This is a genomic window from Streptomyces dangxiongensis, from assembly GCF_003675325.1.
Classification (GTDB): domain Bacteria; phylum Actinomycetota; class Actinomycetes; order Streptomycetales; family Streptomycetaceae; genus Streptomyces; species Streptomyces dangxiongensis.
The window spans coordinates 6,616,830-6,642,909 of sequence record NZ_CP033073.1; the positions used below are offsets into that span (position 1 = coordinate 6,616,830).

Here is a 26,080-nt window from a genome sequence, read left to right on the forward strand (position 1 = left end):
GGAAAAACCCTGGTAGAGTTTGAAACGCAAGACCGAAGGGAAGCGCCCGGAGGAAAGCCCGAGAGGGTGAGTACAAAGGAAGCGACCGTTCCTTGAGAACTCAACAGCGTGCCAAAAGTCAACGCCAGATATGTTGATACCCCGTTCCTCTCGGTTACGAGGGGGCGAGGTTCCTTTGAAATAACACAGCGAGGACGCTGTGTGCGAGAGGATCATTCCTCCTCTCGCACCGCTCTCGTGGTGTCATCCCGATTACGGGAAAACATTCACGGAGAGTTTGATCCTGGCTCAGGACGAACGCTGGCGGCGTGCTTAACACATGCAAGTCGAACGATGAACCACTTCGGTGGGGATTAGTGGCGAACGGGTGAGTAACACGTGGGCAATCTGCCCTTCACTCTGGGACAAGCCCTGGAAACGGGGTCTAATACCGGATATGACCATCTTGGGCATCCTTGATGGTGTAAAGCTCCGGCGGTGAAGGATGAGCCCGCGGCCTATCAGCTTGTTGGTGAGGTAATGGCTCACCAAGGCGACGACGGGTAGCCGGCCTGAGAGGGCGACCGGCCACACTGGGACTGAGACACGGCCCAGACTCCTACGGGAGGCAGCAGTGGGGAATATTGCACAATGGGCGAAAGCCTGATGCAGCGACGCCGCGTGAGGGATGACGGCCTTCGGGTTGTAAACCTCTTTCAGCAGGGAAGAAGCGAAAGTGACGGTACCTGCAGAAGAAGCGCCGGCTAACTACGTGCCAGCAGCCGCGGTAATACGTAGGGCGCAAGCGTTGTCCGGAATTATTGGGCGTAAAGAGCTCGTAGGCGGCTTGTCACGTCGGGTGTGAAAGCCCGGGGCTTAACCCCGGGTCTGCATTCGATACGGGCTAGCTAGAGTGTGGTAGGGGAGATCGGAATTCCTGGTGTAGCGGTGAAATGCGCAGATATCAGGAGGAACACCGGTGGCGAAGGCGGATCTCTGGGCCATTACTGACGCTGAGGAGCGAAAGCGTGGGGAGCGAACAGGATTAGATACCCTGGTAGTCCACGCCGTAAACGGTGGGAACTAGGTGTTGGCGACATTCCACGTCGTCGGTGCCGCAGCTAACGCATTAAGTTCCCCGCCTGGGGAGTACGGCCGCAAGGCTAAAACTCAAAGGAATTGACGGGGGCCCGCACAAGCAGCGGAGCATGTGGCTTAATTCGACGCAACGCGAAGAACCTTACCAAGGCTTGACATACACCGGAAAGCATTAGAGATAGTGCCCCCCTTGTGGTCGGTGTACAGGTGGTGCATGGCTGTCGTCAGCTCGTGTCGTGAGATGTTGGGTTAAGTCCCGCAACGAGCGCAACCCTTGTCCTGTGTTGCCAGCATGCCCTTCGGGGTGATGGGGACTCACAGGAGACCGCCGGGGTCAACTCGGAGGAAGGTGGGGACGACGTCAAGTCATCATGCCCCTTATGTCTTGGGCTGCACACGTGCTACAATGGCCGGTACAATGAGCTGCGATACCGTGAGGTGGAGCGAATCTCAAAAAGCCGGTCTCAGTTCGGATTGGGGTCTGCAACTCGACCCCATGAAGTCGGAGTTGCTAGTAATCGCAGATCAGCATTGCTGCGGTGAATACGTTCCCGGGCCTTGTACACACCGCCCGTCACGTCACGAAAGTTGGTAACACCCGAAGCCGGTGGCCCAACCCCTTGTGGGAGGGAGCTGTCGAAGGTGGGACTAGCGATTGGGACGAAGTCGTAACAAGGTAGCCGTACCGGAAGGTGCGGCTGGATCACCTCCTTTCTAAGGAGCACTTCTCACCAGCTTCGGTTGGTCAGAGGCCAGTACATCGGCGAATGTCTGATGCTGGTTGCTCATGGGTGGAACGTTGACTATTCGGCACACTCGGCCTGCTTCAGGTCACTAGTACTGCTTCGGCGTGGAACGTGAGTTGGGTGGGGTGAGGGTGTCGGGCACGCTGTTGGGTGTCTGAGGGAATGGATTTTTCCTCAGTCGCCGGCCCCAGTGCACTCGGACTTCTGGTTCGGGGTGATGGGTGGCTGGTCGTTGTTTGAGAACTGCACAGTGAACGCGAGCATCTGTGGCCAAGTTTTTAAGGGCGCACGGTGGATGCCTTGGCACCAGGAACCGATGAAGGACGTGGGAGGCCACGATAGTCCCCGGGGAGTCGTCAACCAGGCTTTGATCCGGGGGTTTCCGAATGGGGAAACCCGGCAGTCGTCATGGGCTGTCACCCTTGCCTGAACACATAGGGCAAGTGGAGGGAACGCGGGGAAGTGAAACATCTCAGTACCCGCAGGAAGAGAAAACAACCGTGATTCCGGGAGTAGTGGCGAGCGAAACCGGATGAGGCCAAACCGTATGCGTGTGAGACCCGGCAGGGGTTGCGTATACGGGGTTGTGGGATCTTTCTTTTACGGTCTGCCGGCCGTGAGACGAGTCAGAAACCGTTGATGTAGGCGAAGGGCATGCGAAAGGCCCGGCGTAGAGGGTAAGACCCCCGTAGTCGAAACGTCAACGGCTCGTTTGAAAGACACCCAAGTAGCACGGGGCCCGAGAAATCCCGTGTGAATCTGGCGGGACCACCCGCTAAGCCTAAATATTCCCTGGTGACCGATAGCGGATAGTACCGTGAGGGAATGGTGAAAAGTACCGCGGGAGCGGAGTGAAATAGTACCTGAAACCGTGTGCCTACAAGCCGTGGGAGCGTCGGAACGAGGCTTGCCTTGTTCTCGTGACTGCGTGCCTTTTGAAGAATGAGCCTGCGAGTTTGCGGTGTGTTGCGAGGTTAACCCGAGTGGGGAAGCCGTAGCGAAAGCGAGTCCGAATAGGGCGTTTCAGTAGCACGCTCAAGACCCGAAGCGGAGTGATCTAGCCATGGGCAGGTTGAAGCGGAGGTAAGACTTCGTGGAGGACCGAACCCACCAGGGTTGAAAACCTGGGGGATGACCTGTGGTTAGGGGTGAAAGGCCAATCAAACTCCGTGATAGCTGGTTCTCCCCGAAATGCATTTAGGTGCAGCGTCGTGTTTCTTGCCGGAGGTAGAGCACTGGATAGGCGATGGGCCCTACCGGGTTACTGACCTTAGCCAAACTCCGAATGCCGGTAAGTGAGAGCGCGGCAGTGAGACTGTGGGGGATAAGCTCCATGGTCGAGAGGGAAACAGCCCAGAGCATCGACTAAGGCCCCCAAGCGTACGCTAAGTGGGAAAGGATGTGGAGTCGCACAGACAACCAGGAGGTTGGCTTAGAAGCAGCCACCCTTGAAAGAGTGCGTAATAGCTCACTGGTCTAGTGATTCCGCGCCGACAATGTAGCGGGGCTCAAGCGTACCGCCGAAGTCGTGTCATTGCAGCATATAGCCCAACGGGTGCTGGATGGGTAGGGGAGCGTCGTGTGCCGGGTGAAGCAGCCGCGGAAGCGAGTTGTGGACGGTTCACGAGTGAGAATGCAGGCATGAGTAGCGATACAAACGTGAGAAACGTTTGCGCCGATTGACTAAGGGTTCCTGGGTCAAGCTGATCTGCCCAGGGTAAGTCGGGACCTAAGGCGAGGCCGACAGGCGTAGTCGATGGATAACCGGTTGATATTCCGGTACCCGCTGTGAAGCGTCAAACATCGAGCATCGTGATGCTAAGGCCGTGAAGCCGTTCCGGACCCTTCGGGGAAAGGAAAGTGGTGGAGCCGCCGGACCAAGCGGTTAGTAGGTGAGTGATGGGGTGACGCAGGAAGGTAGTCCATCCCGGGCGGTGGTTGTCCCGGGGTAAGGGTGTAGCCCGAGTGGTAGGTAAATCCGTCACTCATGCAGGGTGAGACCTGATGCCGAGCCGATTGTGGTGAAGTGGATGATCCTATGCTGTCGAGAAAAGCCTCTAGCGAGTTTCATGGCGGCCCGTACCCTAAACCGACTCAGGTGGTCAGGTAGAGAATACCGAGGCGTTCGGGTGAACTATGGTTAAGGAACTCGGCAAAATGCCCCCGTAACTTCGGGAGAAGGGGGGCCATGTCCGGTGATGAGCTTTACGCTCTGAGCTGGGGGTGGCCGCAGAGACCAGCGAGAAGCGACTGTTTACTAAAAACACAGGTCCGTGCGAAGCCGTAAGGCGATGTATACGGACTGACGCCTGCCCGGTGCTGGAACGTTAAGGGGACCGGTTAGCTCACTTTCGGGTGGGCGAAGCTGAGAACTTAAGCGCCAGTAAACGGCGGTGGTAACTATAACCATCCTAAGGTAGCGAAATTCCTTGTCGGGTAAGTTCCGACCTGCACGAATGGCGTAACGACTTCTCGACTGTCTCAACCATAGGCCCGGTGAAATTGCACTACGAGTAAAGATGCTCGTTTCGCGCAGCAGGACGGAAAGACCCCGGGACCTTTACTACAGTTTGATATTGGTGTTCGGTTCGGCTTGTGTAGGATAGCTGGGAGACTTTGAAGCAGCCACGCCAGTGGTTGTGGAGTCGTCGTTGAAATACCAGTCTGGTCGTGCTGGATGTCTAACCTGGGTCCGTGATCCGGATCAGGGACAGTGTCTGATGGGTAGTTTAACTGGGGCGGTTGCCTCCTAAAGAGTAACGGAGGCGCCCAAAGGTTCCCTCAGCCTGGTTGGCAATCAGGTGTTGAGTGTAAGTGCACAAGGGAGCTTGACTGTGAGACCGACGGGTCGAGCAGGGACGAAAGTCGGGACTAGTGATCCGGCGGTGGCTTGTGGAAGCGCCGTCGCTCAACGGATAAAAGGTACCCCGGGGATAACAGGCTGATCTTCCCCAAGAGTCCATATCGACGGGATGGTTTGGCACCTCGATGTCGGCTCGTCGCATCCTGGGGCTGGAGTCGGTCCCAAGGGTTGGGCTGTTCGCCCATTAAAGCGGTACGCGAGCTGGGTTTAGAACGTCGTGAGACAGTTCGGTCCCTATCCGCTGTGCGCGCAGGAGTCTTGAGAAGGGCTGTCCCTAGTACGAGAGGACCGGGACGGACGAACCTCTGGTGTGCCAGTTGTCCTGCCAAGGGCATGGCTGGTTGGCTACGTTCGGGAGGGATAACCGCTGAAAGCATCTAAGCGGGAAGCCTGCTTCGAGATGAGGACTCCCACCCACTTGATGGGGTAAGGCTCCCAGTAGACGACTGGGTTGATAGGCCGGATCTGGAAGCACGGTAACGTGTGGAGGTGACCGGTACTAATAGGCCGAGGGCTTGTCCATTGATGCTCGCGTTCACTGTGTTGGTTCTGAAACCACGACCACGTCACCCCGTATGTGTGGGGTGTTTCGGTTGAAGTGTTTCATAGTGTTTCGGTGGTCATAGCGTGAGGGAAACGCCCGGTTACATATCGAACCCGGAAGCTAAGCCTTACAGCGCCGATGGTACTGCAGGGGGGACCCTGTGGGAGAGTAGGAAGCCGCCGAACTCCTTTTATAGCTCCGGCTCCTGGGCATTACTGCCCGGGAGCCGGAGCTTTTTTGCGTTGAGGTAGGGTCAGGGGGCATCGTCGGCTCATTTCGCACAGGAGGCCCCCCGGGTGGAGGTCCAGGAGACCCGCGTCCAGACAGACCGGGTCCTCACCATCCCCAACATCCTCAGCATGGCGCGGCTCGTCGGCGTACCGCTCTTCCTGTGGCCTGATCCTCAGGCCGGAGTTCGGGGGCCCCAAGAGCGATGGGTGGGCCCTCCTCGTACTGGCGTTCAGCGGGATCAGCGACTACCTCGACGGCAAGCTCGCACGCCGCTGGAACCAGATCAGCAGCCTCGGCCGGCTCCTCGACCCCGCCGCCGACCGCCTGTACGTCCTCACGACGCTCCTGGGGCTCACCTGGCGGGAAATCCTCCCGGTCTGGCTGACCGGCCTGCTGCTGGTCAGGGAGATGGTCCTCCTGGTCATGGTCGGCGTCCTGCGCCGGCACGGGTATCCGCCGCCGCAGGTCAACTTCCTCGGCAAGGCCGCCACGTTCAACCTGATGTACGCCTTCCCCCTCCTACTGCTCAGTGACGGACACGGTTGGATCGCGTCACTCGCCGCAATTTTCGGATGGGCGTTCGCCGGATGGGGTACAACCCTCTATTGGTGGGCAGGAGTGCTCTACGTGGTGCAAGTCCGCCGATTGGTGCGTGCGGACGCCACGGTCGATCGAACTCGGCGATTGTCCTGACGTAAGTCCTGGCGTAACGCCTCGTTGGCCCGCGGTGGAAAAGTGCGGGACAATCTGGACGGGTGAAGTCGGCTAGACCGTCGTCTCTGAGGAGGACGCTTCCGACATGAAGGCCGTCGTGATGGCCGGTGGCGAAGGCACACGCCTGCGCCCCATGACCTCAAGCATGCCCAAGCCGCTCCTGCCCGTGGTGAACCGCCCGATCATGGAGCACGTGCTACGGCTGCTCAAAAGGCACGGGCTCAACGAGACCGTCGTGACCGTGCAGTTCCTGGCCTCGCTGGTCAAGAACTACTTCGGTGACGGCGAAGAACTCGGTATGGAGCTCACCTACGCCAACGAGGAGAAGCCACTCGGTACCGCCGGAAGCGTCAAGAACGCCGAGGAGGCGTTGAAGGACGACGCCTTCCTCGTGATCTCCGGCGACGCCCTGACCGACTTCGACCTCACCGAGCTGATCAACTTCCACAAGGAGAAGGGTGCGCTGGTCACGGTCTGCCTGACCCGGGTGCCCAATCCGCTGGAGTTCGGCATCACCATCGTGGACGAGGAAGGCAAGGTCGAGCGCTTCCTGGAGAAGCCGACCTGGGGACAGGTCTTCTCCGACACCGTCAACACGGGCATCTACGTCATGGAGCCCGAGGTCTTCGACTACGTCGACCCCGATGTCCCTGTCGACTGGTCCGGCGATGTCTTCCCGCAGCTGATGAAGGAAGGCAAGCCCGGTCTACGGCTACATCGCCGAGGGCTACTGGGAGGACGTCGGCACCCACGAGAGCTATGTGAAGGCCCAGGCGGACGTCCTCGAGGGCAAGGTCGACGTCGACATCGACGGCTTCGAGATCTCCCCGGGCGTGTGGGTGGCGGAAGGTGCCGAGGTGCACCCCGACGCCGAGCTGCGCGGACCGCTGTACATCGGCGACTACGCGAAGGTCGAGGCCGGCGCGGAGATCCGCGAGCACTCCGTCATCGGTTCGAACGTCGTCGTCAAGAGCGGTGCCTTTTCCTGCACAGGGCGGTCGTCCACGACAACGTGTACGTCGGGCAGCACAGCAACCTGCGTGGCTGCGTCGTCGGCAAGAACACCGACATCATGCGGGCCGCCCGGATCGAGGACGGCGCGGTCATCGGTGACGAGTGCCTGATCGGTGAGGAATCGATCGTCCAGGGCAACGTCCGCGTCTACCCGTTCAAGACCATCGAGGCCGGCGCCTTCGTCAACACCTCGGTGATCTGGGAGTCGCGGGGACAGGCCAACCTGTTCGGCGCCCGCGGCGTCTCCGGCATCCTGAACGTCGAGATCACTCCCGAGCTGGCGGTCCGGCTCGCCGGTGCCTACGCGACGACCCTGAAGAAGGGCGCCACGGTCACCACCGCCCGCGACCACTCGCGAGGTGCCCGCGCGCTCAAGCGGGCGGTGATCTCCGCGCTCCAGGCCAGCGCCATCGACGTACGCGACCTGGAGAACGTGCCGCTGCCCGTCGCCCGGCAGCAGACCGCGCGGGGCAGCGCCGGCGGCATCATGATCCGTACCTCGCCCGGCGTCCCCGACTCGGTGGACATCATGTTCTTCGACTCGCAGGGCGCGGACCTGTCGCAGGGCAGCCAGCGGAAGCTGGACCGCGTGTTCGCGCGGCAGGAGTACCGGCGGGCGTTCCCCGGTGAGATCGGCGATCTCCACTTCCCGGCGAGCGTCTTCGACTCGTACACCGGATCCCTGCTGCGCAACGTCGACACGACCGGCATAGCGGAGGCCGGTCTCAAGGTCGTCGTGGACGCCTCGAACGGCAGTGCCGGGCTCGTGCTGCCCAGCCTCCTCGGCAAGCTCGGTGTGGACTCGCTGATCATCAACCCGGGTCTCGACGAGTCCAGGCCGACGGAGACCGTGGAGATGCGGCGCAAGGGCCTGGTGCGGCTCGGCGAGATCGTCGCGTCGTCGGGTGCCGCGTTCGGTGTCCGGTTCGACCCGGTCGGTGAGCGGCTGTCGCTGGTCGACGAGAAGGGCCGGATCATCGAGGACGACCGGGCCCTGCTGGTGATGCTGGACCTGGTGGCCGCCGAGCGGCGCAGCGGGCGGGTGGCGCTTCCGGTCACCACGACCCGGATCGCCGAGCAGGTGGCCGCCTACCACGGCACCCAGGTCGAGTGGACCACCACCTCGCCCGACGACCTCACGCGCGTGGGCGGCGAGGAAGGCACCATCTTCGGTGGTGACGGCAAGGGCGGGTTCATCGTCCCCGAGTTCAGCAGCGTCTACGACGGCGCAGCGGCCTTCGTGCGGCTCATCGGGCTCGTGGCACGCACCCAGCTCACCGTCAGCCAGATCGACGCGCGGATCCCGCGGGCGCACGTCCTCAAGCGGGACCTGGCGACGCCGTGGGCCGTCAAGGGACTGGTGATGCGGCGGGTGGTCGAGGCGGCCGGGAACCGCTTCGTCGACACGACCGACGGTGTCCGGGTCGTGGAGACCGACGGGCGCTGGGTGATGGTGCTGCCCGACCCGGCCGAGGCGGTCACGCACCTGTGGGCCGAGGGGCCGGACGACACCTCCGCGCAGGCCCTGCTGGACGAGTGGGCGGCCGTCGTGGACAGCGCCGGCCGGTAGTTGCGGGGCGGCGCGAGCCGCCGCACGCCGGCGTGCCGGACAGGCTTCCCCAAGGGGGCCCGTCCGGCACGCCGGTGGGGCCGTTCGGAGGTACTGCTCGCGACATGCGACGATGTGCGGCATGCCGCAGCAACCCCCCGTTCGGAGCAGCCCCGCGCGGCCGCAGCGCCCGGACGCCTCCATGTCGTTGATCACCAACGTCATGGACCACAGCCTCGACGACGGATACGCCGAGGCCGCCGCCCGGAAGAAGGCCCGGGGCGAGGGCGGTCTGCCGAAGACGCTCCGGGCCAAGCTGGGGCTGGCCGCCGGCCTCGTCCTCGCGGCGCTGGTCGTGACCGTCGGTGCGGCCCAGGCGCGCGTGGCGGCGCCCGTGGTGGCCAAGGAACGCCAGGAACTGATCGACCGCGTCGACAGCGGGACCGCGGACGCGGACAAGCTGGAGAGCACGGTCGACAAGCTGCGCGACGACGTCGGCGCGCGTCAGCGGGCGGCCCTCAAGTCCAGCGGCGGCAGTGCCGACGCGGATCTGGTGGGCGTGCTGTCCGGTGCGACCGCCGTGCACGGGCCCGGCGTCAAGCTCGTCGTGAACGACGCCAAGGAAGCCACCAGCGGCGGGGACGGGTCCAACCCGCGGGAGACGTCGGGCTTCTCCGACACCGGCCGGCTGCGTGACCGCGACATGCAGCGTGTGGTCAACGGGCTGTGGGCCTCGGGGGCCGAGGCGGTTGCCATCAACGGGCAGCGGCTGACGGCCCTGTCCGCGATCAGGGCCGCGGGCGACGCGATCCTGGTGGACAACAGGCCGCTGGTGCCGCCGTACACGGTGCTGGCGGTGGGGGACGGGCAGCGGCTCGGCACCAGGTTCCAGAACAGCGCCGACGGCCTGTATCTGCATGCCCTGGTGGAGAACTACGGTATCCGCGCCACCATCTCCCCGGAGGGTGACGTCCGGTTGCCCGCCGCACCCAGTGTGATCGTACGTACAGCACAGCCGAGCAACGAGAACAGCGAGAAGGGCACATCGTGATCGCCGTACTGGGTCTCGTCGTGGGAGTCGTGGCCGGCCTGCTGGTCCGGCCCGAGGTTCCGGCGGTCGTCGAGCCTTACCTGCCGATCGCCGTCGTCGCGGCGCTGGACGCCGTCTTCGGCGGACTGCGGGCCATGCTCGACGGCATCTTCGACGACAAGGTCTTCGTGGTGTCGTTCCTGTCGAACGTGGTCGTCGCCGCCCTCATCGTCTTCCTCGGTGACAAGCTGGGCGTCGGCGCGCAGCTGTCCACGGGCGTCGTCGTGGTCCTGGGCATCCGGATCTTCTCCAACGCCGCGGCGATCCGGCGACACGTCTTCCGGGCGTGACACCGATGAGCGAACACCACGCACACGACGACCGGAACGACCGGCCGGAGAGCAGGCAGCCGGAGAGCAACCGGCCGGAGCACGGGCTGCGCAGGGAACTGCCCGCCGAAGTGCCCGCGTCAGGGGCCGAGTCCGCGCCCGGGGCCGGGCAGGCTGCCGGGGAGCAGCCCCAGCAGCCGTTGACCGGACGGCAGCGGCTCGTCACAGGTCTGTGGCCGCCGCGCTTCACCCGCGCCCAACTCATCGTCGCGGTGCTGTTGTTCGGCCTCGGCTTCGGCCTGGCCGTCCAGGTGGCGTCGAACAGCGACACCGACAGCGCGCTGCGCGGCGCACGTCAGGAAGACCTCGTCCGCATCCTCGATGAACTGGATTCGCGTACTCAGCGTCTTGAGGATGAGAAGCAGGGACTCGAGAAGCAGCGTCAGGAGCTCCAGAGCAGCTCCGACCAGGCCGCGGAGGCACGCAGGCAGACCGCCGAGAAGAAGAGGCAACTCGGCATTCTGGCGGGCACCGTGGCGGCGCAGGGTCCCGGCATCACCATGACGATCGAGGACACGAAGGGGACGGTCCGGGCGGACATGCTGCTCGACGCGATCCAGGAGCTGCGCGCGGCCGGCGCGGAGGCGATCCAGGTCAACGAGGTCCGGGTGGTCGCCGGCACCTACCTCACCGACTCCGGCAAGAGCGTGAGCGTCGACGGGAACAAGATCAACGCCCCCTATCGTTTCAAGGTCATCGGCAAGCCGCAGGACCTCGAGCCGGCGCTCAACATTCCTGGAGGCGTGGTGCAGACCCTGGAGAAGGAGCAGGCCACGGCGACCGTGGAGCAGTCGGACAAGATCGTCGTGGCTGCCTTGCGACAGGCGAAGCGGCCTGACTACGCTCGGTCGTCCTCCCGGTGAACCGCCGGTGCATGGCGGCTGTCGCGCACGGGCATGAGCTTGCGGGGGGTCGGCGCACCGAAGAGATGGCGCGTGATGGAAACTGTTTGGTGGATACGGACGTTGTGAAGATGTCCGGCTCGGCCGGTGTAGGCAATCAGGGTTCGTCCTGCCCCACGGGCGGGTCTGTTTCGGTCAAGGGGAATCGCCCGTGAAGTTGTTTGCGAAGTTGTTCGGCAAGAGCGCGCGAGAGGGCGGCGACAACGCCACCGCCCGTCATCGCGCGCAGCCTGAGGCGGAGGGCCAGCGCCCGCTGTTCCGGGACCAGGTCGCTGGTCCGGGCGGTGACATTTCCGGTGGTCAGGGCGCGGCGTCTGTTGACCCTGCCCAGGCCGGCGGCATAGGTTTCGGGCAACCGTCAACCTCAGGTGCGGGTGGAGGGTTCGCCTCCGGCCCGTACGCGTCCAACGCCCCCGCGGGGCAGCCGCGGCAGGAGGATCCGTCGATGTCGGTCCTGGTGTGTACGAGGTGCGGTAACCGTAACGCGGAGAACGCCCGGTTCTGCTCCCACTGCGGCGCGCCGCTGCGCCCCGGAGTGGCACCCGAACGGGCCTCCGAGACCACGTCCACGATCTCGATCTCCGGCCTCGAGGCCTACGACTCCGAGGCGACCGGCCAGACGCCGCTGCCGATGCTCTCTCCGGAGGCGCAGGCCGCGGTGGACGCGCTGCCGCTGGGCTCGGCGCTGCTGGTGGTGCGCCGGGGTCCGAACTCGGGCAGTCGCTTCCTGCTGGACAGCGACCTGACCACGGCCGGCCGTCATCCGCAGAGCGACATCTTCCTGGACGACGTGACGGTCTCCCGGCGGCACGTGGAGTTCCGGCGCTCCCCGGACGGCTCCTTCACGGTGGCCGACGTGGGCAGCCTGAACGGCACGTACGTCAACCGGGAGCGCATCGACCAGGTCGCCCTGGCCAACGGTGACGAGGTGCAGATCGGCAAGTACCGGCTGGTGTTCTACGCGAGCCGGCAGGGCATCTGACCCACCCCCGGACCGACGTCCGGGGGGACCCCCAGGGAAGGTCCATGCTGCGAACACCGAGCGGCGGTGCCGGAAGCGGTACCGCCGCCAGGGACAGTGGGCTGATGAGCATCGGCACGGTGCTGAGCGTGCTGCGCGACGAGTTCCCCGAAGTCACGATCTCCAAGATCCGCTTCTTGGAGTCGGAGGGGCTCATCGAGCCGCAGCGGACCCCGTCGGGGTACCGCAAGTTCAGTGCCGGGGACGTCGAGCGCCTCGGTCACGTCCTGCGGATGCAACGGGACCACTACCTCCCGCTCAAGGTGATCCGGGAGTACCTGGACGCCGTGGAGCGGGGTGAGGCCGCCCCGCTGCCCCTGGTCGGGCGCCAGCGCACCGCGGAGGACGGCCCGGAGCCGCAGGAGAGGCCCACGGTGGCCAGGGTGGGCAAGGCCGAGCTGCTGGCCGCCGCGGACATCGACGAGGGCGAACTGAAGGAGTGGGAGTCCTACGGGCTCATCGCTCCCGTGGAGGACGGGGTGTACGACGCCGAGGCGGTCACCGTGGCGGCGCTCATCGCCGACCTGGGCCGTTTCGGCATCGAGCCGCGCCACCTCCGGGTGATGAAGGCCGCCGCGGACCGTGAGGCGGGGCTGGTGGACCAGGTGGTGGCCCCGCTCAAGCGCCACCGCAACCCGCAGACCCGGGCACTCGCCGAAGCCCGTACGAAGGAACTGGCGGCGCAGACGACGAAGCTGCACGCCGCTCTGGTGAGGACCGCACTCGGCGTACGGCTCCCCTGAAACCCGCGTGGGGCTTCGCTGAACCCTGCCGGGACCGCGCTGGAACCAGCCGGGGCCCGGCCGTGGCCGGCTCTGGGACGGGGGAGCGGCGAGGCGTCCGGGCGGCCGGATCGGGCACCTGTTCCCGGCCCGACTACCCAAACGTCCCGGGCACGGCCTAGGGTTGCTGTGTGAACGAGCTCGATGTCGTAGGTGTCCGGGTCGAAATGCCCTCCAACCAACCGATCGTGCTCCTGCGCGAAGTGGGAGGCGATCGTTACCTCCCCATCTGGATCGGGCCGGGGGAGGCGACGGCGATCGCCTTCGCCCAGCAGGGCATGGCCCCCGCGCGACCGCTGACCCACGACCTGTTCAAGGACGTGCTGGAGGCCGTCGGCCAGGAGCTGACCGAAGTCCGCATCACCGATCTGCGGGAAGGGGTCTTCTACGCGGAACTGGTGTTCGCCAGCGGGGTCGAGGTCAGCGCCCGCCCCTCCGACGCCATAGCGCTGGCCCTGCGCACCGGAACGCCGATCTACGGCAGTGACACGGTGCTGGACGACGCGGGCATCGCCATTCCGGACGAGCAGGAGGACGAGGTGGAGAAGTTCCGTGAGTTCCTCGACCAGATCTCGCCCGAGGACTTCGGCACCAGCAGCCAGTGAGACGCGGTGCCGGCCTGCCGGTCCCCGGCTCCCCCGGGACGGTGGGCGGCTTCGCGGGGCCGCTGTCCCGGCAATTGCCTCCGGCCACTGAGAGCGTCCTACGGCTTCCCGCGAGCGCATTCGGCTAGCCTTTCCCCGCGGTGGGACACGGGAAACCACTCTCAGGGTGATTATCACTCGGCGTGCCGAGTGTGGCGATCGTTGACGCACCCCTGGTGACTGCCTACCGTCGAGAAGGCAGGTCAAGGACGGAGGTCGGCGTGAGAACCAGCGGCGACGGTACGGCTGGGGGTGCCCCCGGACGCGGTTTCGGGGAGAGCGGTCCGTACCCGCCCCCGGACTCGCGGCTGCGCTCGAGCGGGGGTTACCCCCATCCCGGCAGCGCGGCCGATCACGCTCCGCAGCCGCCGACGGCGGTGCCGAACGGCGGAGGGGTGGCGTCCATGACGTCCGAGCAGATCGGCTACCGCGGGCCCACGGCCTGCGCGGCCGCCGGCATCACCTACCGACAGCTCGACTACTGGGCCCGCACCGGCCTCGTCGAGCCCAGCGTGCGGCCCGCCCACGGGTCGGGCACCCAACGTCTGTACAGCTTCCGGGACGTCGTCGTCCTGAAGATCGTGAAGCGGTTCCTGGACACCGGGGTGTCGCTCCAGAACATCCGCACCGCCGTCCAGCACCTCAGAGAACGCGGTTTCCGTGACCTGGAGCGGATGACCCTGATGAGCGACGGCGCCACCGTGTACGAGTGCACCTCGCCGGACGAGGTCCACGCCCTGCTCCAGGGCGGTCAGGGCGTCTTCGGGATCGCCGTCGGCGTGGTGTGGCGGGACGTGGAGAGCGCGCTTTCCCAGCTACACGGCGAGCGCATCGACACCGGGGAGACCCTCGTCGGGCAGAACCCCGCGGACGAGCTGGCGCGGCGCCGTAACCGGGCGGTCTGACCGCCGGATCCCGCGCGGTGCCCCCCGGCGTCACCGCGTTGTCAGTGCCGTGGTGCAGCATCGGAGATGTGAGAAACGCGCCCACGGTCCTGCACCTCGACATGGATGCCTTCTTCGCCTCGGTGGAGCAGGCGTCGAAGCCGAGCCTGCGCGGGAAGGCCGTCGTCGTGGGCGGGCTCGGGCCGCGCGGTGTGGTGGCGACCGCGTCGTACGAGGCACGGGTGTTCGGCGTCCACTCGGCGATGCCCATGGGGCAGGCACGCCGACTGGCACCCCACGCCGCCTACCTGGTGCCGCGCTTCACCCTGTACCGGACGGTCAGCGAGCAGGTGATGGGCCTGCTGCGGGAGCTGTCACCGCTGATCGAGCCGCTCAGCCTGGACGAGGCGTTCGTGGACCTGGAGGCCGGGGGAGCGGCCTGGGACGAGGAGTCGGCGCGGCGGGCCGGGGAGAGGCTGCGCGCGGACATCCGGGCGGTCACCGGGGTCACCGGGTCGGTGGGGCTCGCCGCCTCCAAGATGCTCGCGAAGATCGCCTCCGAGCAGGCCAAGCCGGACGGCCTGGTACTGATCGAGCCGGGGACCGAGCGGGCGCTGCTGGGGCCGATGCCGGTACGGATCCTGCCCGGGGTCGGGCCGGCCACGGGGGACCATCTGCGCCGGGCCGGGATCACCACGGTCGAGGAGCTGGCAGAGGCGGGCGAGGACGAACTCGTCCGGATGCTCGGCAAGGCGCACGGACACGCGCTGTACGCCATGGCGCTGGCCCGGGACGAGCGTCCCGTGGTGGCTGAGCGGGAGACCAAGTCGGTGTCGGTGGAGGATACCTACGACGTGGACATCCACGACCGGCTGCGGGTCGGCCTGGAGGTGCAGCGGCTGGCCGACCGGTGTGTCCGGCGGCTGCGCGAGGCCGGGCTGTCCGGGCGGACCATCGTGCTGAAGGTGCGACGGTACGACTTCTCGACCCTCACCCGTTCCGAGACGCTCCGAGGGCCCACGGACGATCCCGCGGTCATCCGCGAGGCGGCGGCGCGGCTGCTGGACTCCGTGGACACCACGGGCGGGGTGCGGTTGCTCGGCGTCGGCGTGTCCGGGCTCGCCGACTACACGCAGGAGGACCTGTTCGCGCAGGCGGCGGGGGAGCGGGCGGTGGACCTCGCCGAGGAGACCGTGCCGGAGGCTCCGGCGGAGCAGGTGGAACCGGCCGAGCGGCAGTGGCGGGCCGGGCAGGACGTGCGGCACGACGACTGGGGGCACGGGTGGGTGCAGGGCAGCGGGCTGGGCCGGGTCACCGTGCGCTTCGAGACCCCGCAGTCCGGGCCGGGCCGGGTACGGACGTTCCGGGTCGACGATCCCGCGCTGGCGCCGGCTGAGCCGTTGCCGCTGGTCCCGGGGACCGGCCTCGCCCACCCGGCCGGCCTTCCCGGCGGGCCGAGCGGTGACGCGGCCCCGGCCCCGGACCCGGTCGCGGCCGTGCGGCCGGCTTCGGGCGGGCGACCTGGGCATCCGGCCTCGGCTGAGGGCCGGGTTCCGGTCGAGGGCCGGTTCTCGAGTGAGGGCCGGCTCTCGGGTGGGGGGCAGGGCGCGTGCGCGGGGCGGGACGTGCGGCAGCCGTCGGAAGAGAAGCGCGCCCCGGGCGCCCCGGGTGTGGAGAACCCCGCGGACGCCTCCGGCGAGGGGCAACCCGGCGGTGGACAACCCGGCGGTGGGGATCAGGGGCCCGGTGTGGACCGGGTCTCCTCGGGTGGTGCCAGGGGGCCGAAGTCGTGGTCCGGGGCCTTGGGCGGGGGCGCCGTGTCCAGTCCGTAGTGGTGGTAGAGCTGGAGTTCCTGCTCGGGTGAGAGGTGGCGGCCCACGCCGAAGTCGGGAGCGTCCTTGATCAGGGCGCGGTCGAAAGGGACGTGCAGCGTGCCGTCGAGGAGTTCGCTGGGTCCCAGAGGGACGAACGCGTCCCGGGAGAAGAGACCGGTGCGTACGGCCGCCCACTCGGGCACGCCGGTCGCGTCGTCGAGATACACCTCGTCGATGGTGCCGATCTTGGCGCCATTGACGTCGAATGCCTTGCGGCCGATCAGGTTGCGCGGATCGATGTCGGTTCGCACGGTCCCTCTCTTTCCACGTGGTCGCAACTCATCCGTAAGCACTACAAAAGAGCAGATTCAGGGAAGCGGCCACTCGAGGGCTCGGGCGTCGACCCCGCTGGTAGGCTGACAGCGGCTGCTGACCCCGCGCGGGAGAGTCCTCCGACCACGTCGGAGGCGCCGAAGGAGCAAATCCTCCCCGGAATCTCTCAGGCTCACGTACCGCACGGACGAGGTCACTCTGGAAAGCAGGGCGGGTGTGCACGGCGTCCCGCTCTCACCGACGGTGAAAGCCGGTCCCGCGGGGGCCCGGTGAAGCTCTCAGGTCGAGATGACAGAGGGGGAGGCCGTCGGGGTATCCGTACCGGGGTGCCCCTCGAAGGTCGCGTCAGACCAGGAGGCCTCCGCCATGACCGCCCATCGCACTCCGCTCTCCGAACTCGAAGCGGGTATCCCGTTCGAGCAGCGCCACATCGGCCCTGACCAGGAGGCGCGGGCCAAGATGCTCGCGCAGGTCGGGTACGGCTCGCTGGACGAGCTGACCGCGGCCGCCGTCCCGGATGTGATCAAGAACGCCGACGCCCTCGACCTGCCGGACGCCCGCACCGAGGCCGAGGTGCTGGCCGAGCTGCGCTCCCTCGCCGACCGCAACCAGGTCCTCGGCTCGATGATCGGTCTCGGGTACTACGGGACGTTCACGCCGCCCGTCATCCTGCGCAACGTCATGGAGAACCCGGCGTGGTACACGGCCTACACGCCGTACCAGCCGGAGATCTCCCAGGGTCGCCTGGAGGCCCTGCTGAACTTCCAGACGGTGGTCGCCGACCTCACCGGCCTGCCCACCTCCGGTGCCTCCCTGCTGGACGAGGGCACCGCCGCCGCCGAGGCGATGGCGCTCTCCCGGCGCATGGGCAGGAACAAGAAGGGCCTGTTCCTGGTCGACGCGGACGCACTGCCGCAGACCATCGCCGTGATCGAGACGCGTGCCGAGCCGGCCGGCGTCGAGGTCGTCGTCGCCGACCTCAGCGACGGCATCCCGGCCGGGATCGCCGAGCGCGAGATCAACGGCGTGCTGATCCAGTACCCGGGCGCCTCCGGTGCCGTACGGGACATCAAGGCGGTCATCGACCAGGCGCACGAGCTGGGCGCTCTGGTGACGGTCGCGGCCGACCTGCTCGCGCTGACCCTGCTGACCTCCCCCGGCGAACTGGGCGCGGACATCGCCGTCGGCACGACCCAGCGCTTCGGTGTGCCGATGGGCTTCGGCGGGCCGCACGCCGGCTACATGGCCGTCCAGGAGAAGTTCGCGCGCAGCCTGCCCGGCCGTCTGGTCGGTGTGTCCGTCGACGCCGACGGCAACAAGGCCTACCGCCTGGCGTTGCAGACCCGTGAGCAGCACATCCGCCGTGAGAAGGCCACCAGCAACATCTGCACCGCGCAGGTGCTGCTCGCCGTGATGGCCGGCATGTACGCCGTCTACCACGGTCCCGAGGGCCTGCGGACCATCGCCCGCCGCACCCACCGTTACGCCACGCTGCTCGCCGCCGGCCTGGAGGCCGGCGGGGTCGACATCGTCCACGGCGCCTACTTCGACACCGTCACCGCGCGCGTGCCCGGCAGGGCGGCCGAGGTCGTCGCCGCCGCCCGGGACAAGGGCGTCAACCTGCACATGGTCGACGCCGACCACGTCTCCATGGCCTGCGACGAGACCACCGGCCGGGCCCGGCTGGACGCCGTCTGGTCCGCGTTCGGCGTCGAGGCCGACGTCGAGGCGCTGGACCGGGCCGCCGAGGACACCCTGCCCGAGGCGCTGCTGCGCACCGACGCCTACCTCACCCACCCGGTCTTCCACCAGCACCGCTCCGAGACCGCGATGCTGCGCTACCTGCGCAGGCTGGCCGACCGCGACTACGCGCTCGACCGCGGCATGATCCCGCTGGGCTCCTGCACCATGAAGCTCAACGCGACCACGGAGATGGAGCCGGTCACCTGGCCCGAGTTCGGGCAGCTCCACCCCTTCGTCCCCGCCGAGCAGGCCGAGGGCTACCTGACGCTCATCCGTGAGCTGGAGGAACGTCTCGCCGAGGTCACCGGCTACGACAAGGTCTCCCTCCAGCCGAACGCCGGCTCGCAGGGCGAGCTGGCCGGTCTGCTCGCCGTACGCGGCTACCACCGCGCCAACGGCGACGAGCAGCGGACCGTCTGCCTCATCCCGTCCTCCGCGCACGGCACCAACGCGGCCAGCGCCGTGATGGCCGGCATGAAGGTCGTCGTCGTCAAGACCGCCGGAGACGGTGAGATCGACATCGAGGACCTGCGGGTGAAGATCGCCAAGCACCGTGACGAGCTGGCGGTGCTGATGATCACCTACCCGTCCACGCACGGTGTGTTCGAGGAGCACGTCGCCGACATCTGCGCCCGGGTCCACGAGGCGGGCGGTCAGGTGTACGTCGACGGCGCCAACCTCAACGCCCTCGTCGGTGTGGCCAAGCCGGGTCACTTCGGCGGTGACGTCTCCCACCTCAACCTGCACAAGACGTTCTGCATCCCGCACGGCGGCGGCGGTCCGGGCGTCGGCCCGGTCGCCGTCCGCGAGCACCTGGCACCGTACCTGCCCAACCACCCGCTCCAGCCGGCCGCGGGACCGGCGACCGGCGTCGGCCCGATCTCGGCCGCCCCGTGGGGCAGCGCGGGCATCCTGCCCATCTCCTGGGCCTACGTCCGTCTGATGGGCGGTGCGGGCCTGAAGCGCGCCACGCAGGTGGCCGTGCTGTCGGCGAACTACATCGCCAAGCGCCTGGAGCCGCACTACCCGGTCCTGTACACCGGCCCCGGCGGTCTGGTCGCGCACGAGTGCATCATCGACCTGCGCCCGCTGACCAAGGCGACCGGCGTGAGCGTCGACGACGTCGCCAAGCGCCTGATCGACTACGGCTTCCACGCCCCGACCATGTCCTTCCCGGTGGCCGGCACGCTGATGATCGAGCCGACCGAGTCGGAGGACCTCACCGAGCTGGACCGTTTCTGCGAGGCGATGATCACCATCCGCGCGGAGATCGAGAAGGTCGGCTCCGGCGAGTGGCCCGCCGAGGACAACCCGCTGCGCAACGCCCCGCACACCGCCGCCGCGCTCGGCGGTGAGTGGAAGCACACGTACAGCCGCGACGAGGCGGTCTTCCCGGCCGGTGTCTCGGCCGCCGACAAGTACTGGCCGCCGGTGCGCCGCATCGACCAGGCCTTCGGCGACCGCAACCTGGTCTGCTCCTGCCCGCCGCTGGACGCGTACGAGGACTGAGCGAGCCTCTGGTGAGGGTCCCGCCCGGAATCCGGGCGGGACCTTCGGGTCTCCGCTACGCCGTCGCCAGCGAGACCTCGGTCGCCTTGATCAGGGCAACGACGTCGGAGCCCACGAAGAGGCCGAGGTCCTCGGCCGCGTCCCTGGTGATGACGGCGGTGAGTTCACCACCGTCCACGGTGACCTTCACGGAGGCCATGACGTCGCCGACCACGAGGTGGGTGACCGCGCCGGGAAGCTGGTTGCGGATCGACAGGCCCGCGACCCGGTTGGTGGCCAGGGACACCTCCGTCGACTTCACCAAGGCGTGCACGGGGGAGCCCGGGGCGAGACCGAGCTGCTCGACGGCCTCCAGGGTGATGGCCGCCGTCAGGTTCTGGCCCCCGTTCAGGCGGACGCCGACGGTCGCCATCACCTCGCCGGGGTGCACCTCGGTGACGGTGCCGGGCAACTGGTTGCGGATGCTGAGACTCATGGGCCCTCACCGTAGTGGGCCAGGGCGTCAGGCCGGGTACGCGTGCGTCTGCGTCGCCTTGACCATCGCCCAGACCGGCGCACCGGGGTGCAGGTCCAGCTCGGCCGCGGCGACCGTCGTCAGGTCCGCCGTCAGCGCGAGTCCGCCGGTGAGGTCGGCGCGGATCCGGTCGCCGTGCGTCTCCAGGCCCGCTACCTCACAGCGCCACACGTTCCGGGCGCTGGCGCCGGAGGGCCGGTCCCGGAACAGGGTCACGGCCGACGGCGGGAACGCCACGAAGACCGGTCCCGACAGCTCCTCCGTCGTCGTGATCGCGGGCCCGGCGTCGAGCCGTACCGTGTGGCCCGCGGCCTGCCCGCGGTAGAGGTTGAGGCCGACGAGCTGGGCGATGTAGTCCGTGCGGGGGTGGCGGGCGATGTCGGCGGGCGTGCCCTCCTGCACGACCCGCCCGTCCTCCACGACCACCAGGCGGTCCGCGAGGACCATGGCGTCCAGCGGGTCATGGGTGACCAGTACGCAGACCGCCTCGAACTCGGCCAGGTGGCGGCGGAGCTGGGCGCGGACCTCCAGGCGGGTACGGGCGTCCAGGGCCGCCAGCGGTTCGTCCAGGAGCAGCAGCCGGGGACCGGTGGCGAGGGCGCGGGCGAGCGCGACGCGCTGGGCCTGGCCGCCGGAGAGGCGGCGCGGTCTGACGCCCGCGTGAGCGGCCAGCCCCATGCGCTCCAGCCAGACCGCCGCCTGCGCGCGGGCCTCGGCCTTGCCCGCGCCCCGGCAGCGGGGGCCGAAGGCGACGTTGTCCAGGGCGGACAGGTGCGGGAAGAGCAGGTAGTCCTGGAAGACCACGCCGACCGGGCGGGACTCCGGAGGAGTGCGCTCCAGCGAGGTGCCGTCCAGGCGCAGGTGGCCGTCGGCGAGCGGGGTGAGACCGGCGAGGGCGCGCAGGGCGGTGGTCTTGCCGGCGCCGTTGGGACCGAGCAGGGCGACGACGTCCCCTGGGGTGGCCGTCAGAGTCACGTCCAGGCGGAACGGGGGGCGGTCTACGACGAGGTGAGCGTCCAGGCCCTCGTGAGGGGGCCGTTTCGGGTGTGGGTGCGGGTGGGGGGCGGTCGGCCGGCCTTCGGCCGGTTTCGGGTTGCCACCCGCACCGCACGAGCGGGTCTCGTCGTCGGGTGCCGGTGGCCCCTGCGGGGCGCGAGCGCCGTCGGCGGCTGCCGGTGCCTGCGGGAGTGGGCGTGGGGCGGGGTCGCCGGTGGCTGTCGGGGTATCTGGGCTCGGCGGGTATTCGGGGGCGCCGGTGGCCGCCGGTGTGCCTGGGCCCAGGGTGTCGGCGGGGGTGTCGGTGGGTTCGGGGTCGGTGTTCTTCATGAGGTGGTTGTCCAGCGGTCTCTGAGGCCGGCCAGCACCGCGATGGACACCGTGAGCAGGACGAGGCTGAGGGAGACGGCGGCTTCGGGGTCGTTCTGGAGGGCCAGGTAGACCGCGAGCGGCATGGTCTGGGTGCGGCCGGGGAAGTTGCCCGCGAACGTGATCGTCGCGCCGAACTCGCCGAGCGCGCGCGCCCAGGCCAGCACCGCGCCCGCCGCGACACCGGGGGCGATCAGCGGCAGTGTGACCCGACGGAACGCGGTGAAGCGGGAGGCACCCAGCGTGGTGGCCGCCTCCTCGTAGCGCGGGTCGGCGGCGCGTAGCGTGCCCTCCACGCTGATGACCAGGAACGGCAGGGCCACGAACGCCTCCGCGACCACGACGCCCGCGGTGGTGAACGGCAGGGTGATCCCGAACCAGGAGTCCAGCCACTTGCCGATGACGCCGTTGCGGCCCAGGGCGAGGAGCAGGGCCACGCCGCCGACGACCGGCGGCAGGACCAGCGGCAGTGTCACCAGGGCGCGCACGAGGCCACGGCCGGGAAAGTCCGTACGGGCCAGCAGCCAGGCCAGCGGTACGCCGAGGACGAGGCACACGGCGGTCGCCGCGGTGGCCGTGACCAGGGACAGCTCAAGCGCCTGCCACACCTCCATGCTGGTCAGCTCTTCCGGCAGGCTGCGCCAGGGCGCCCGGACGAGCAGGGCGAGCAGCGGCAGCAGCAGGAACGCCAGGGCCAGCAGCCCCGGCAGCAGCAGTGGCAACGGCACTCCGCGCCGGCCCCCCGTGCCGGCGCGGAGGTGCCCCGGCCGGCGCGTGCGGGGGCCGGCCGCGGCGCCGGGTTCGTCGAGCGGGGTCACGGCTTGAGGAACCCGGCCCCGCTCAGCACCCGCTGGCCCTCGGCGGACCGCACGAGGGCGATGAACGCTTTGGCGGCTTCGGCGTTCGGCGCGTCCTTCAGCAGGGCGATCGGGTAGTCGTTGACGGCGTCGGCGGACTCGGGGAACTCCACGCCCGCCACCTTGCCGTGCGCGGCCTTCACGTCGGTCTTGTAGACGACGGCCGCGTCGGCCTCCTTCAGCTCCACCTTGGTCAGGGCGCCCTTGACGTCCTGTTCGTAGGAGACGGGGGTCAGCTTCACCTTGCCCGCGGTCAGGGCCTTCTGGGCGGCGGCGCCGCACGGCACCGTCCTGTCGCACAGGACGACCTTCAGACCGGACCGGGTGAGGTCCTTCAGGGAGGACAGCTTGTGCGGGTTGCCCGGCACGGTGGCGATCTCCAGCCGGTTGCGGACGAAGGTGGCCGGGGTGCCGGCGGTCTCCTTCCTGTCCGTCACGATCGCCATGGTCTTGGGGCTGGCGGCGGCGAAGACGTCCGCGGGCGCTCCGCCGGTGATGTTCGCGGCCAGGCTGTCGCTGCCGCCGAAGCTGAAGCTGACCTCGGTGCCCGGGTGCTGCTTCTCGAACTCCCCGCCCAGCGCGGTGAAGCTCTCCTTCAGGGAAGCGGCGGCGAGCACGGTGACCGTGCCGGACAGCTTCGGGGCGGGCTTGTCCGCCCGGTCGGTCGAGGAGTCCGAGGAGGAGCATGCGCTGAGCGCCATCAGGGCGACTGCCGCCACGCCGGCCGGCTTCAGTGTCCGCCGGGTCCGGCGCACGGAACGGGTCATCACGGAGCTACTCCTCGGTTCGGTGGATCAAGCTGTCGCGCCCCTGGAGGGCCGGGCATCGGCCGTGCGGCGATGATACTGCCGCATCTGCCAGCCGGAAGTCTCCTGTCGCATCGCATGAGCCGCCAACTCGCCGTTTGTAGCTTGCATGTGCGTTCGTACGGCGCTTCCGGGCGGGCAGGGCATTGTCCTGGCCCGGGGGACGACGAATAGGCGGCTCGGCGGGCGCCGAGCCGCACGGATGGCGGCAGGGGGACGGAGAGGTGATCGGCCCGGCCGGTGGGCGGCGCCGTGAGGTCGTGAGAGGTGCCGGTCAGACCCGGTCGATGTGCACGTTGGTGGACTTCACGCGGGCGGTGGCCTCCATGCCGACCTCGAGGCCGAGTTCCTCAACGGCTTCCCGGGTGAGCAGCGAGACGAGCCGGTGCGGGCCCGCCTGGATCTCCACCTGGGCGGCGACGTCACCGAGCTTGATCGCGGTGACGATGCCGGGGAACGCGTTGCGCACGGAGGTGTGGGAGACGTCCTCCTCGCCGCCGCCCGCCCGGGCCAGTTCGACCGAGAAAGCGGCCAGGTCCCGGCCGTCGATGAGGCGCCGGCCGGACTCGTCGCGGTGGGTGGTCATCCGGCCGGCGTCGGCCCAGCGGCGGGCGGTGTCGGGACTGACGCCGAGCAGCCGTGCGGCCTGGCCGATCGTGTAGGACTGCATGCCGGTCACGATAGGGCCATGCCGTGGACACCGCGGACCTGGGGTTCGGCGCCGGACAGAGGCCGTGCCCTCACCCGGTGTGCACCCGCGGCCGGCGTGCCCGGTCCGGTTCCGCCTCGCGCAGTACCTCACGGGTCACCGGGGCGACCTCGCCCTGCCCGAAGAGGAAGAAGCGCAGGAAGTTGGTGAACGGACCGCCCTCGGTCCACTCGAAGTAGATGTGCGGGGTGCAGCCGGTGGTGTCCCGGACGTGGAGGAGGAGCGCGGCCAGCGCGTTGGAGATGGAGGAGTGCTCCAGCGTCAGCACGCGGTAGCGGCCGTGCAGGACCTCGCCGCGTACGGTCAGGCCCGTCTCGAATTCGGAGGGGTCGGTCACGGTGACCTCCGCGAAGATGAAGTCCTCCTGCTCGGGCATGTCGTTGTCGGCCCGGATCTGTTCGATCTTCTCGCGGTACTCGGCCTGGTCGCGGCGGTCCGGCTCGTTGGCGATGAACCGCATCTTCCGGTGGGCCACGTCGCGGACGAACCGTTCCGCCAGCGGGTCCAGCGTCACGCTGGTCACCCGCAGTTCGAAGGCGCGGGCCAGCCGGGACAGCAGGGAGACCAGGATGATGCCCGCGATGAAGCAGGCGCCGATCTTCACACCGTCCGGACGCTCGATGACGTTCACCACGGTCGTGTAGAGGAACACCGCCGCTATCACCGCGAACCCGATGGTCCAGCCCCGCTGCCCCGCCTTGCGCGCGGCGATGGTCACCGCGATGGCGGCCGAGCTGATCAGCACCAGTACACCGGTGGCGTAGGCACCGCCCTGCTTGTTGACGTCGGCGTCGAAGATCCAGGTCACCAGGAAGGCGACCAGCGTGAAGACGATGACCATCGGGCGCACGGCACGCGCCCAGTGCGGGGCCATGCCGTAGCGGGGCAGGTAGCGCGGCATCAGGTTCAGCAGGCCGGCCATGGCGGAGGCGCCGGCGAACCACAGGATGGCGATGGTCGAGACGTCGTACACCGTGCCGAAGACGCCGCCGATGTACTCGTGCGCGAGGTAGGAGAGCGCGCGGCCGTTGGCGCTGCCGCCGGCCTTGAACTCCCGCTCCGGGATCAGCAGCGTGGTGATGAAGCTGGTGGCGATCAGGAAGCCGCTCATGATGAGCGCGGCCGTGGTCAGCAGCTTCCTGGTGTCCCGGATCCGGCCGGCCGGCCGCTGCTCGGTGTCGCCAGGGTCACCCTTGACGTGGGGCATGACGGCGACACCGGTCTCGAAGCCGGACAGGCCCAGGGCGAGCTTGGGGAAGACGAGCAGTGCCACGCCGACCATCGCGAAGACGTTGCCGTGTTCCGTGGTCAGGGCACCGGCCCAGTCGGTGACCAGGTGGCCGGCGGTGATGACGTGCCACAGGCCGACGATCACGACGACGACGTTCAGCCCGAGGTAGACGCCGACCAGGGCGACGGCGACCCCGATCGCCTCCAGGAAGCCCTTGAGGAAGACCGCGCCGAGCAACGCCACCAGGAACAGGGTGATCAGCATCTGCTTGCCCTGCAGGGCGTTGGTCAGGTGCGGGTTCTCCACCAGGTGGGTGGAGGCGTCGGCGGCGGAGAGCGTCATGGTGATCAGGAAGTCGGTCGCCGCGAAGCCCAGCAGCGTGAGCACGAACAGCTTGCCCTGCCAGAAGGAGAGCAGGCGTTCCAGCATCGCGATGGAGCCCTCGCCGTGCGGGCTCTCCGCGGCCACCCGGCGATAGACCGGCAGGGCGCCGGCCAGGGTCACTACGACGAGCACGACGGTCGCCACCGGGGAGAGCAGGCCGGCCGCGAGCGCGGCGATGCCCGGCTGGTAGCCGAGGGTGGAGAAGTAGTCGACACCGGTCAGGCACATCACCCGCCACCAGCGCTGTCCCTTGTGCGCGGGCTCGGGTTCGGCGTGCGGCCCCGTATGGCCACCGCTCTTCCCCATGTCGGACAGCCCTTCCAGCATCCAGGCGCGCAGGCGGCTGGTACTGGGAGGGTGCTCGGTCGTGGCCATCGGCGTGCTCCTGACGTGCGGCTCAGCTCTTTCCGGCCATCACGCGGGAC

At 68.0% G+C, this 26,080-nt stretch carries 16 protein-coding genes, 3 rRNA genes, 2 pseudogenes and 1 riboswitch; of the genes and pseudogenes, 14 read left to right on the forward strand and 7 right to left on the reverse strand.

The annotated features are described in order from the left end of the window. Positions 1-265: 265 nt before the first annotated feature. The 13 genes and pseudogenes from D9753_RS29935 to D9753_RS29995 form a co-directional block, all read left to right on the forward strand. A 16S ribosomal RNA gene (locus D9753_RS29935) occupies positions 266-1,791 on the forward strand. Positions 1,792-2,091: 300 nt separating this feature from the next. Then, positions 2,092-5,209, forward strand: a 23S ribosomal RNA gene (locus D9753_RS29940). An 89-nt stretch (positions 5,210-5,298) separates the two neighbouring features. Continuing rightward, positions 5,299-5,415: ribosomal RNA gene (gene rrf / locus D9753_RS29945) — 5S ribosomal RNA — on the forward strand. Together the 16S, 23S and 5S rRNA genes form the textbook arrangement of a ribosomal RNA operon. A 111-nt stretch (positions 5,416-5,526) precedes the next feature. After that, positions 5,527-6,154 (forward strand): annotated as a pseudogene (locus D9753_RS29950) (CDP-alcohol phosphatidyltransferase family protein). Between the two features lie 121 nt (positions 6,155-6,275). Then, positions 6,276-8,759, forward strand: coding sequence for a sugar phosphate nucleotidyltransferase (locus D9753_RS39085; protein ID WP_338058015.1), 2,484 nt, complete (start codon positions 6,276-6,278; stop codon positions 8,757-8,759). Between the two features lie 112 nt (positions 8,760-8,871). Further along, positions 8,872-9,789, forward strand: coding sequence for a DUF881 domain-containing protein (locus tag D9753_RS29960; RefSeq protein ID WP_121789844.1), 918 nt, complete (start codon positions 8,872-8,874; stop codon positions 9,787-9,789). Beyond that, on the forward strand, positions 9,786-10,118 hold the full coding sequence (locus D9753_RS29965) for a small basic family protein (RefSeq protein WP_003988855.1): 333 nt from the start codon (positions 9,786-9,788) through the stop codon (positions 10,116-10,118). The genes D9753_RS29960 and D9753_RS29965 overlap by 4 nt, the downstream gene beginning before the upstream one ends. Before the next feature lie 5 nt (positions 10,119-10,123). Further along, positions 10,124-11,020, forward strand: coding sequence for a DUF881 domain-containing protein (locus tag D9753_RS29970; protein ID WP_121789845.1), 897 nt, complete (start codon positions 10,124-10,126; stop codon positions 11,018-11,020). 190 nt (positions 11,021-11,210) lie between these two features. After that, positions 11,211-12,041, forward strand: coding sequence for an FHA domain-containing protein (locus tag D9753_RS29975; RefSeq protein WP_205614296.1), 831 nt, complete (start codon positions 11,211-11,213; stop codon positions 12,039-12,041). Between the two features lie 44 nt (positions 12,042-12,085). Then, positions 12,086-12,823, forward strand: coding sequence for a transcriptional regulator FtsR (ftsR, locus tag D9753_RS29980; RefSeq protein WP_121789847.1), 738 nt, complete (start codon positions 12,086-12,088; stop codon positions 12,821-12,823). Between the two features lie 170 nt (positions 12,824-12,993). Continuing rightward, positions 12,994-13,467 (forward strand): bifunctional nuclease family protein, encoded by a 474-nt coding sequence (locus D9753_RS29985; RefSeq protein ID WP_026253112.1) that lies wholly within the window; start codon positions 12,994-12,996, stop codon positions 13,465-13,467. A gap of 260 nt (positions 13,468-13,727) precedes the next feature. Beyond that, positions 13,728-14,411, forward strand: a complete 684-nt coding sequence (locus D9753_RS29990; RefSeq protein ID WP_121789848.1) for a MerR family transcriptional regulator — start codon at positions 13,728-13,730, stop codon at positions 14,409-14,411. 68 nt (positions 14,412-14,479) lie between these two features. After that, a pseudogene (locus tag D9753_RS29995) lies at positions 14,480-15,907 on the forward strand (DNA polymerase IV); the annotation flags it as partial. Positions 15,908-16,125: 218 nt separating this feature from the next. Here D9753_RS29995 and D9753_RS30000 read toward each other — a convergent pair. After that, complete coding sequence (locus D9753_RS30000) at positions 16,126-16,515, reverse strand: PRC-barrel domain-containing protein (protein ID WP_205614297.1); 390 nt, start codon at positions 16,513-16,515, stop codon at positions 16,126-16,128. Positions 16,516-16,634: 119 nt separating this feature from the next. Then, a riboswitch (glycine riboswitch) is annotated at positions 16,635-16,729 on the forward strand. A 174-nt stretch (positions 16,730-16,903) separates the two neighbouring features. On the opposite strand from D9753_RS30000, the gene gcvP reads away from it, so the two are divergent. Continuing rightward, the gene (gene gcvP, locus D9753_RS30005) at positions 16,904-19,789 is read left to right on the forward strand and encodes an aminomethyl-transferring glycine dehydrogenase (protein WP_121789851.1); all 2,886 of its coding nucleotides are present in this window, start codon (positions 16,904-16,906) and stop codon (positions 19,787-19,789) included. A gap of 55 nt (positions 19,790-19,844) precedes the next feature. Here gcvP and D9753_RS30010 read toward each other — a convergent pair whose 3' ends face one another. From D9753_RS30010 to D9753_RS30035, 6 genes are all read right to left on the reverse strand, one after another. Beyond that, positions 19,845-20,264 (reverse strand): TOBE domain-containing protein, encoded by a 420-nt coding sequence (locus tag D9753_RS30010; RefSeq protein ID WP_121789852.1) that lies wholly within the window; start codon positions 20,262-20,264, stop codon positions 19,845-19,847. Between the two features lie 27 nt (positions 20,265-20,291). Beyond that, on the reverse strand, positions 20,292-21,629 hold the full coding sequence (locus D9753_RS30015) for an ABC transporter ATP-binding protein (RefSeq protein WP_394346769.1): 1,338 nt from the start codon (positions 21,627-21,629) through the stop codon (positions 20,292-20,294). Continuing rightward, positions 21,626-22,486, reverse strand: coding sequence for an ABC transporter permease (locus tag D9753_RS30020; RefSeq protein WP_121789853.1), 861 nt, complete (start codon positions 22,484-22,486; stop codon positions 21,626-21,628). Before D9753_RS30020 ends, D9753_RS30015 begins: the two co-directional genes overlap by 4 nt. Further along, positions 22,483-23,292 carry a molybdate ABC transporter substrate-binding protein gene (gene modA / locus D9753_RS30025; RefSeq protein WP_121789854.1) on the reverse strand — a complete coding sequence of 270 codons (810 nt, stop codon included), beginning with the start codon at positions 23,290-23,292 and terminating at the stop codon, positions 22,483-22,485. Before modA ends, D9753_RS30020 begins: the two co-directional genes overlap by 4 nt. Positions 23,293-23,605: 313 nt before the next feature. Then, positions 23,606-24,001, reverse strand: a complete 396-nt coding sequence (locus D9753_RS30030; RefSeq protein WP_121791357.1) for a TOBE domain-containing protein — start codon at positions 23,999-24,001, stop codon at positions 23,606-23,608. A 70-nt stretch (positions 24,002-24,071) separates the two neighbouring features. Next, positions 24,072-26,030: an APC family permease gene (locus D9753_RS30035; protein WP_121789855.1), complete on the reverse strand. Its 1,959-nt coding sequence runs from the start codon at positions 26,028-26,030 to the stop codon at positions 24,072-24,074. Positions 26,031-26,080: the final 50 nt, after the last annotated feature.

What these genes read in the sequence shown, in the direction of transcription:
- D9753_RS30030 (WP_121791357.1), bottom strand. Translation starts at nt 24,001, where the DNA reads ATGCAGTCCTACACGATCGGCCAGGCCGCACGGCTGCTCGGCGTCAGT.
- D9753_RS29960 (WP_121789844.1), top strand. Translation starts at nt 8,872, where the DNA reads ATGTGCGGCATGCCGCAGCAACCCCCCGTTCGGAGCAGCCCCGCGCGG.
- ftsR (WP_121789847.1), top strand. Translation starts at nt 12,086, where the DNA reads ATGCTGCGAACACCGAGCGGCGGTGCCGGAAGCGGTACCGCCGCCAGG.
- modA (WP_121789854.1), bottom strand. Translation starts at nt 23,292, where the DNA reads ATGACCCGTTCCGTGCGCCGGACCCGGCGGACACTGAAGCCGGCCGGC.
- D9753_RS30035 (WP_121789855.1), bottom strand. Translation starts at nt 26,030, where the DNA reads ATGGCCACGACCGAGCACCCTCCCAGTACCAGCCGCCTGCGCGCCTGG.
- gcvP (WP_121789851.1), top strand. Translation starts at nt 16,904, where the DNA reads ATGACCGCCCATCGCACTCCGCTCTCCGAACTCGAAGCGGGTATCCCG.
- D9753_RS30010 (WP_121789852.1), bottom strand. Translation starts at nt 20,264, where the DNA reads ATGAGTCTCAGCATCCGCAACCAGTTGCCCGGCACCGTCACCGAGGTG.
- D9753_RS30015 (WP_394346769.1), bottom strand. Translation starts at nt 21,629, where the DNA reads ATGAAGAACACCGACCCCGAACCCACCGACACCCCCGCCGACACCCTG.
- D9753_RS29970 (WP_121789845.1), top strand. Translation starts at nt 10,124, where the DNA reads ATGAGCGAACACCACGCACACGACGACCGGAACGACCGGCCGGAGAGC.
- D9753_RS39085 (WP_338058015.1), top strand. Translation starts at nt 6,276, where the DNA reads ATGGCCGGTGGCGAAGGCACACGCCTGCGCCCCATGACCTCAAGCATG.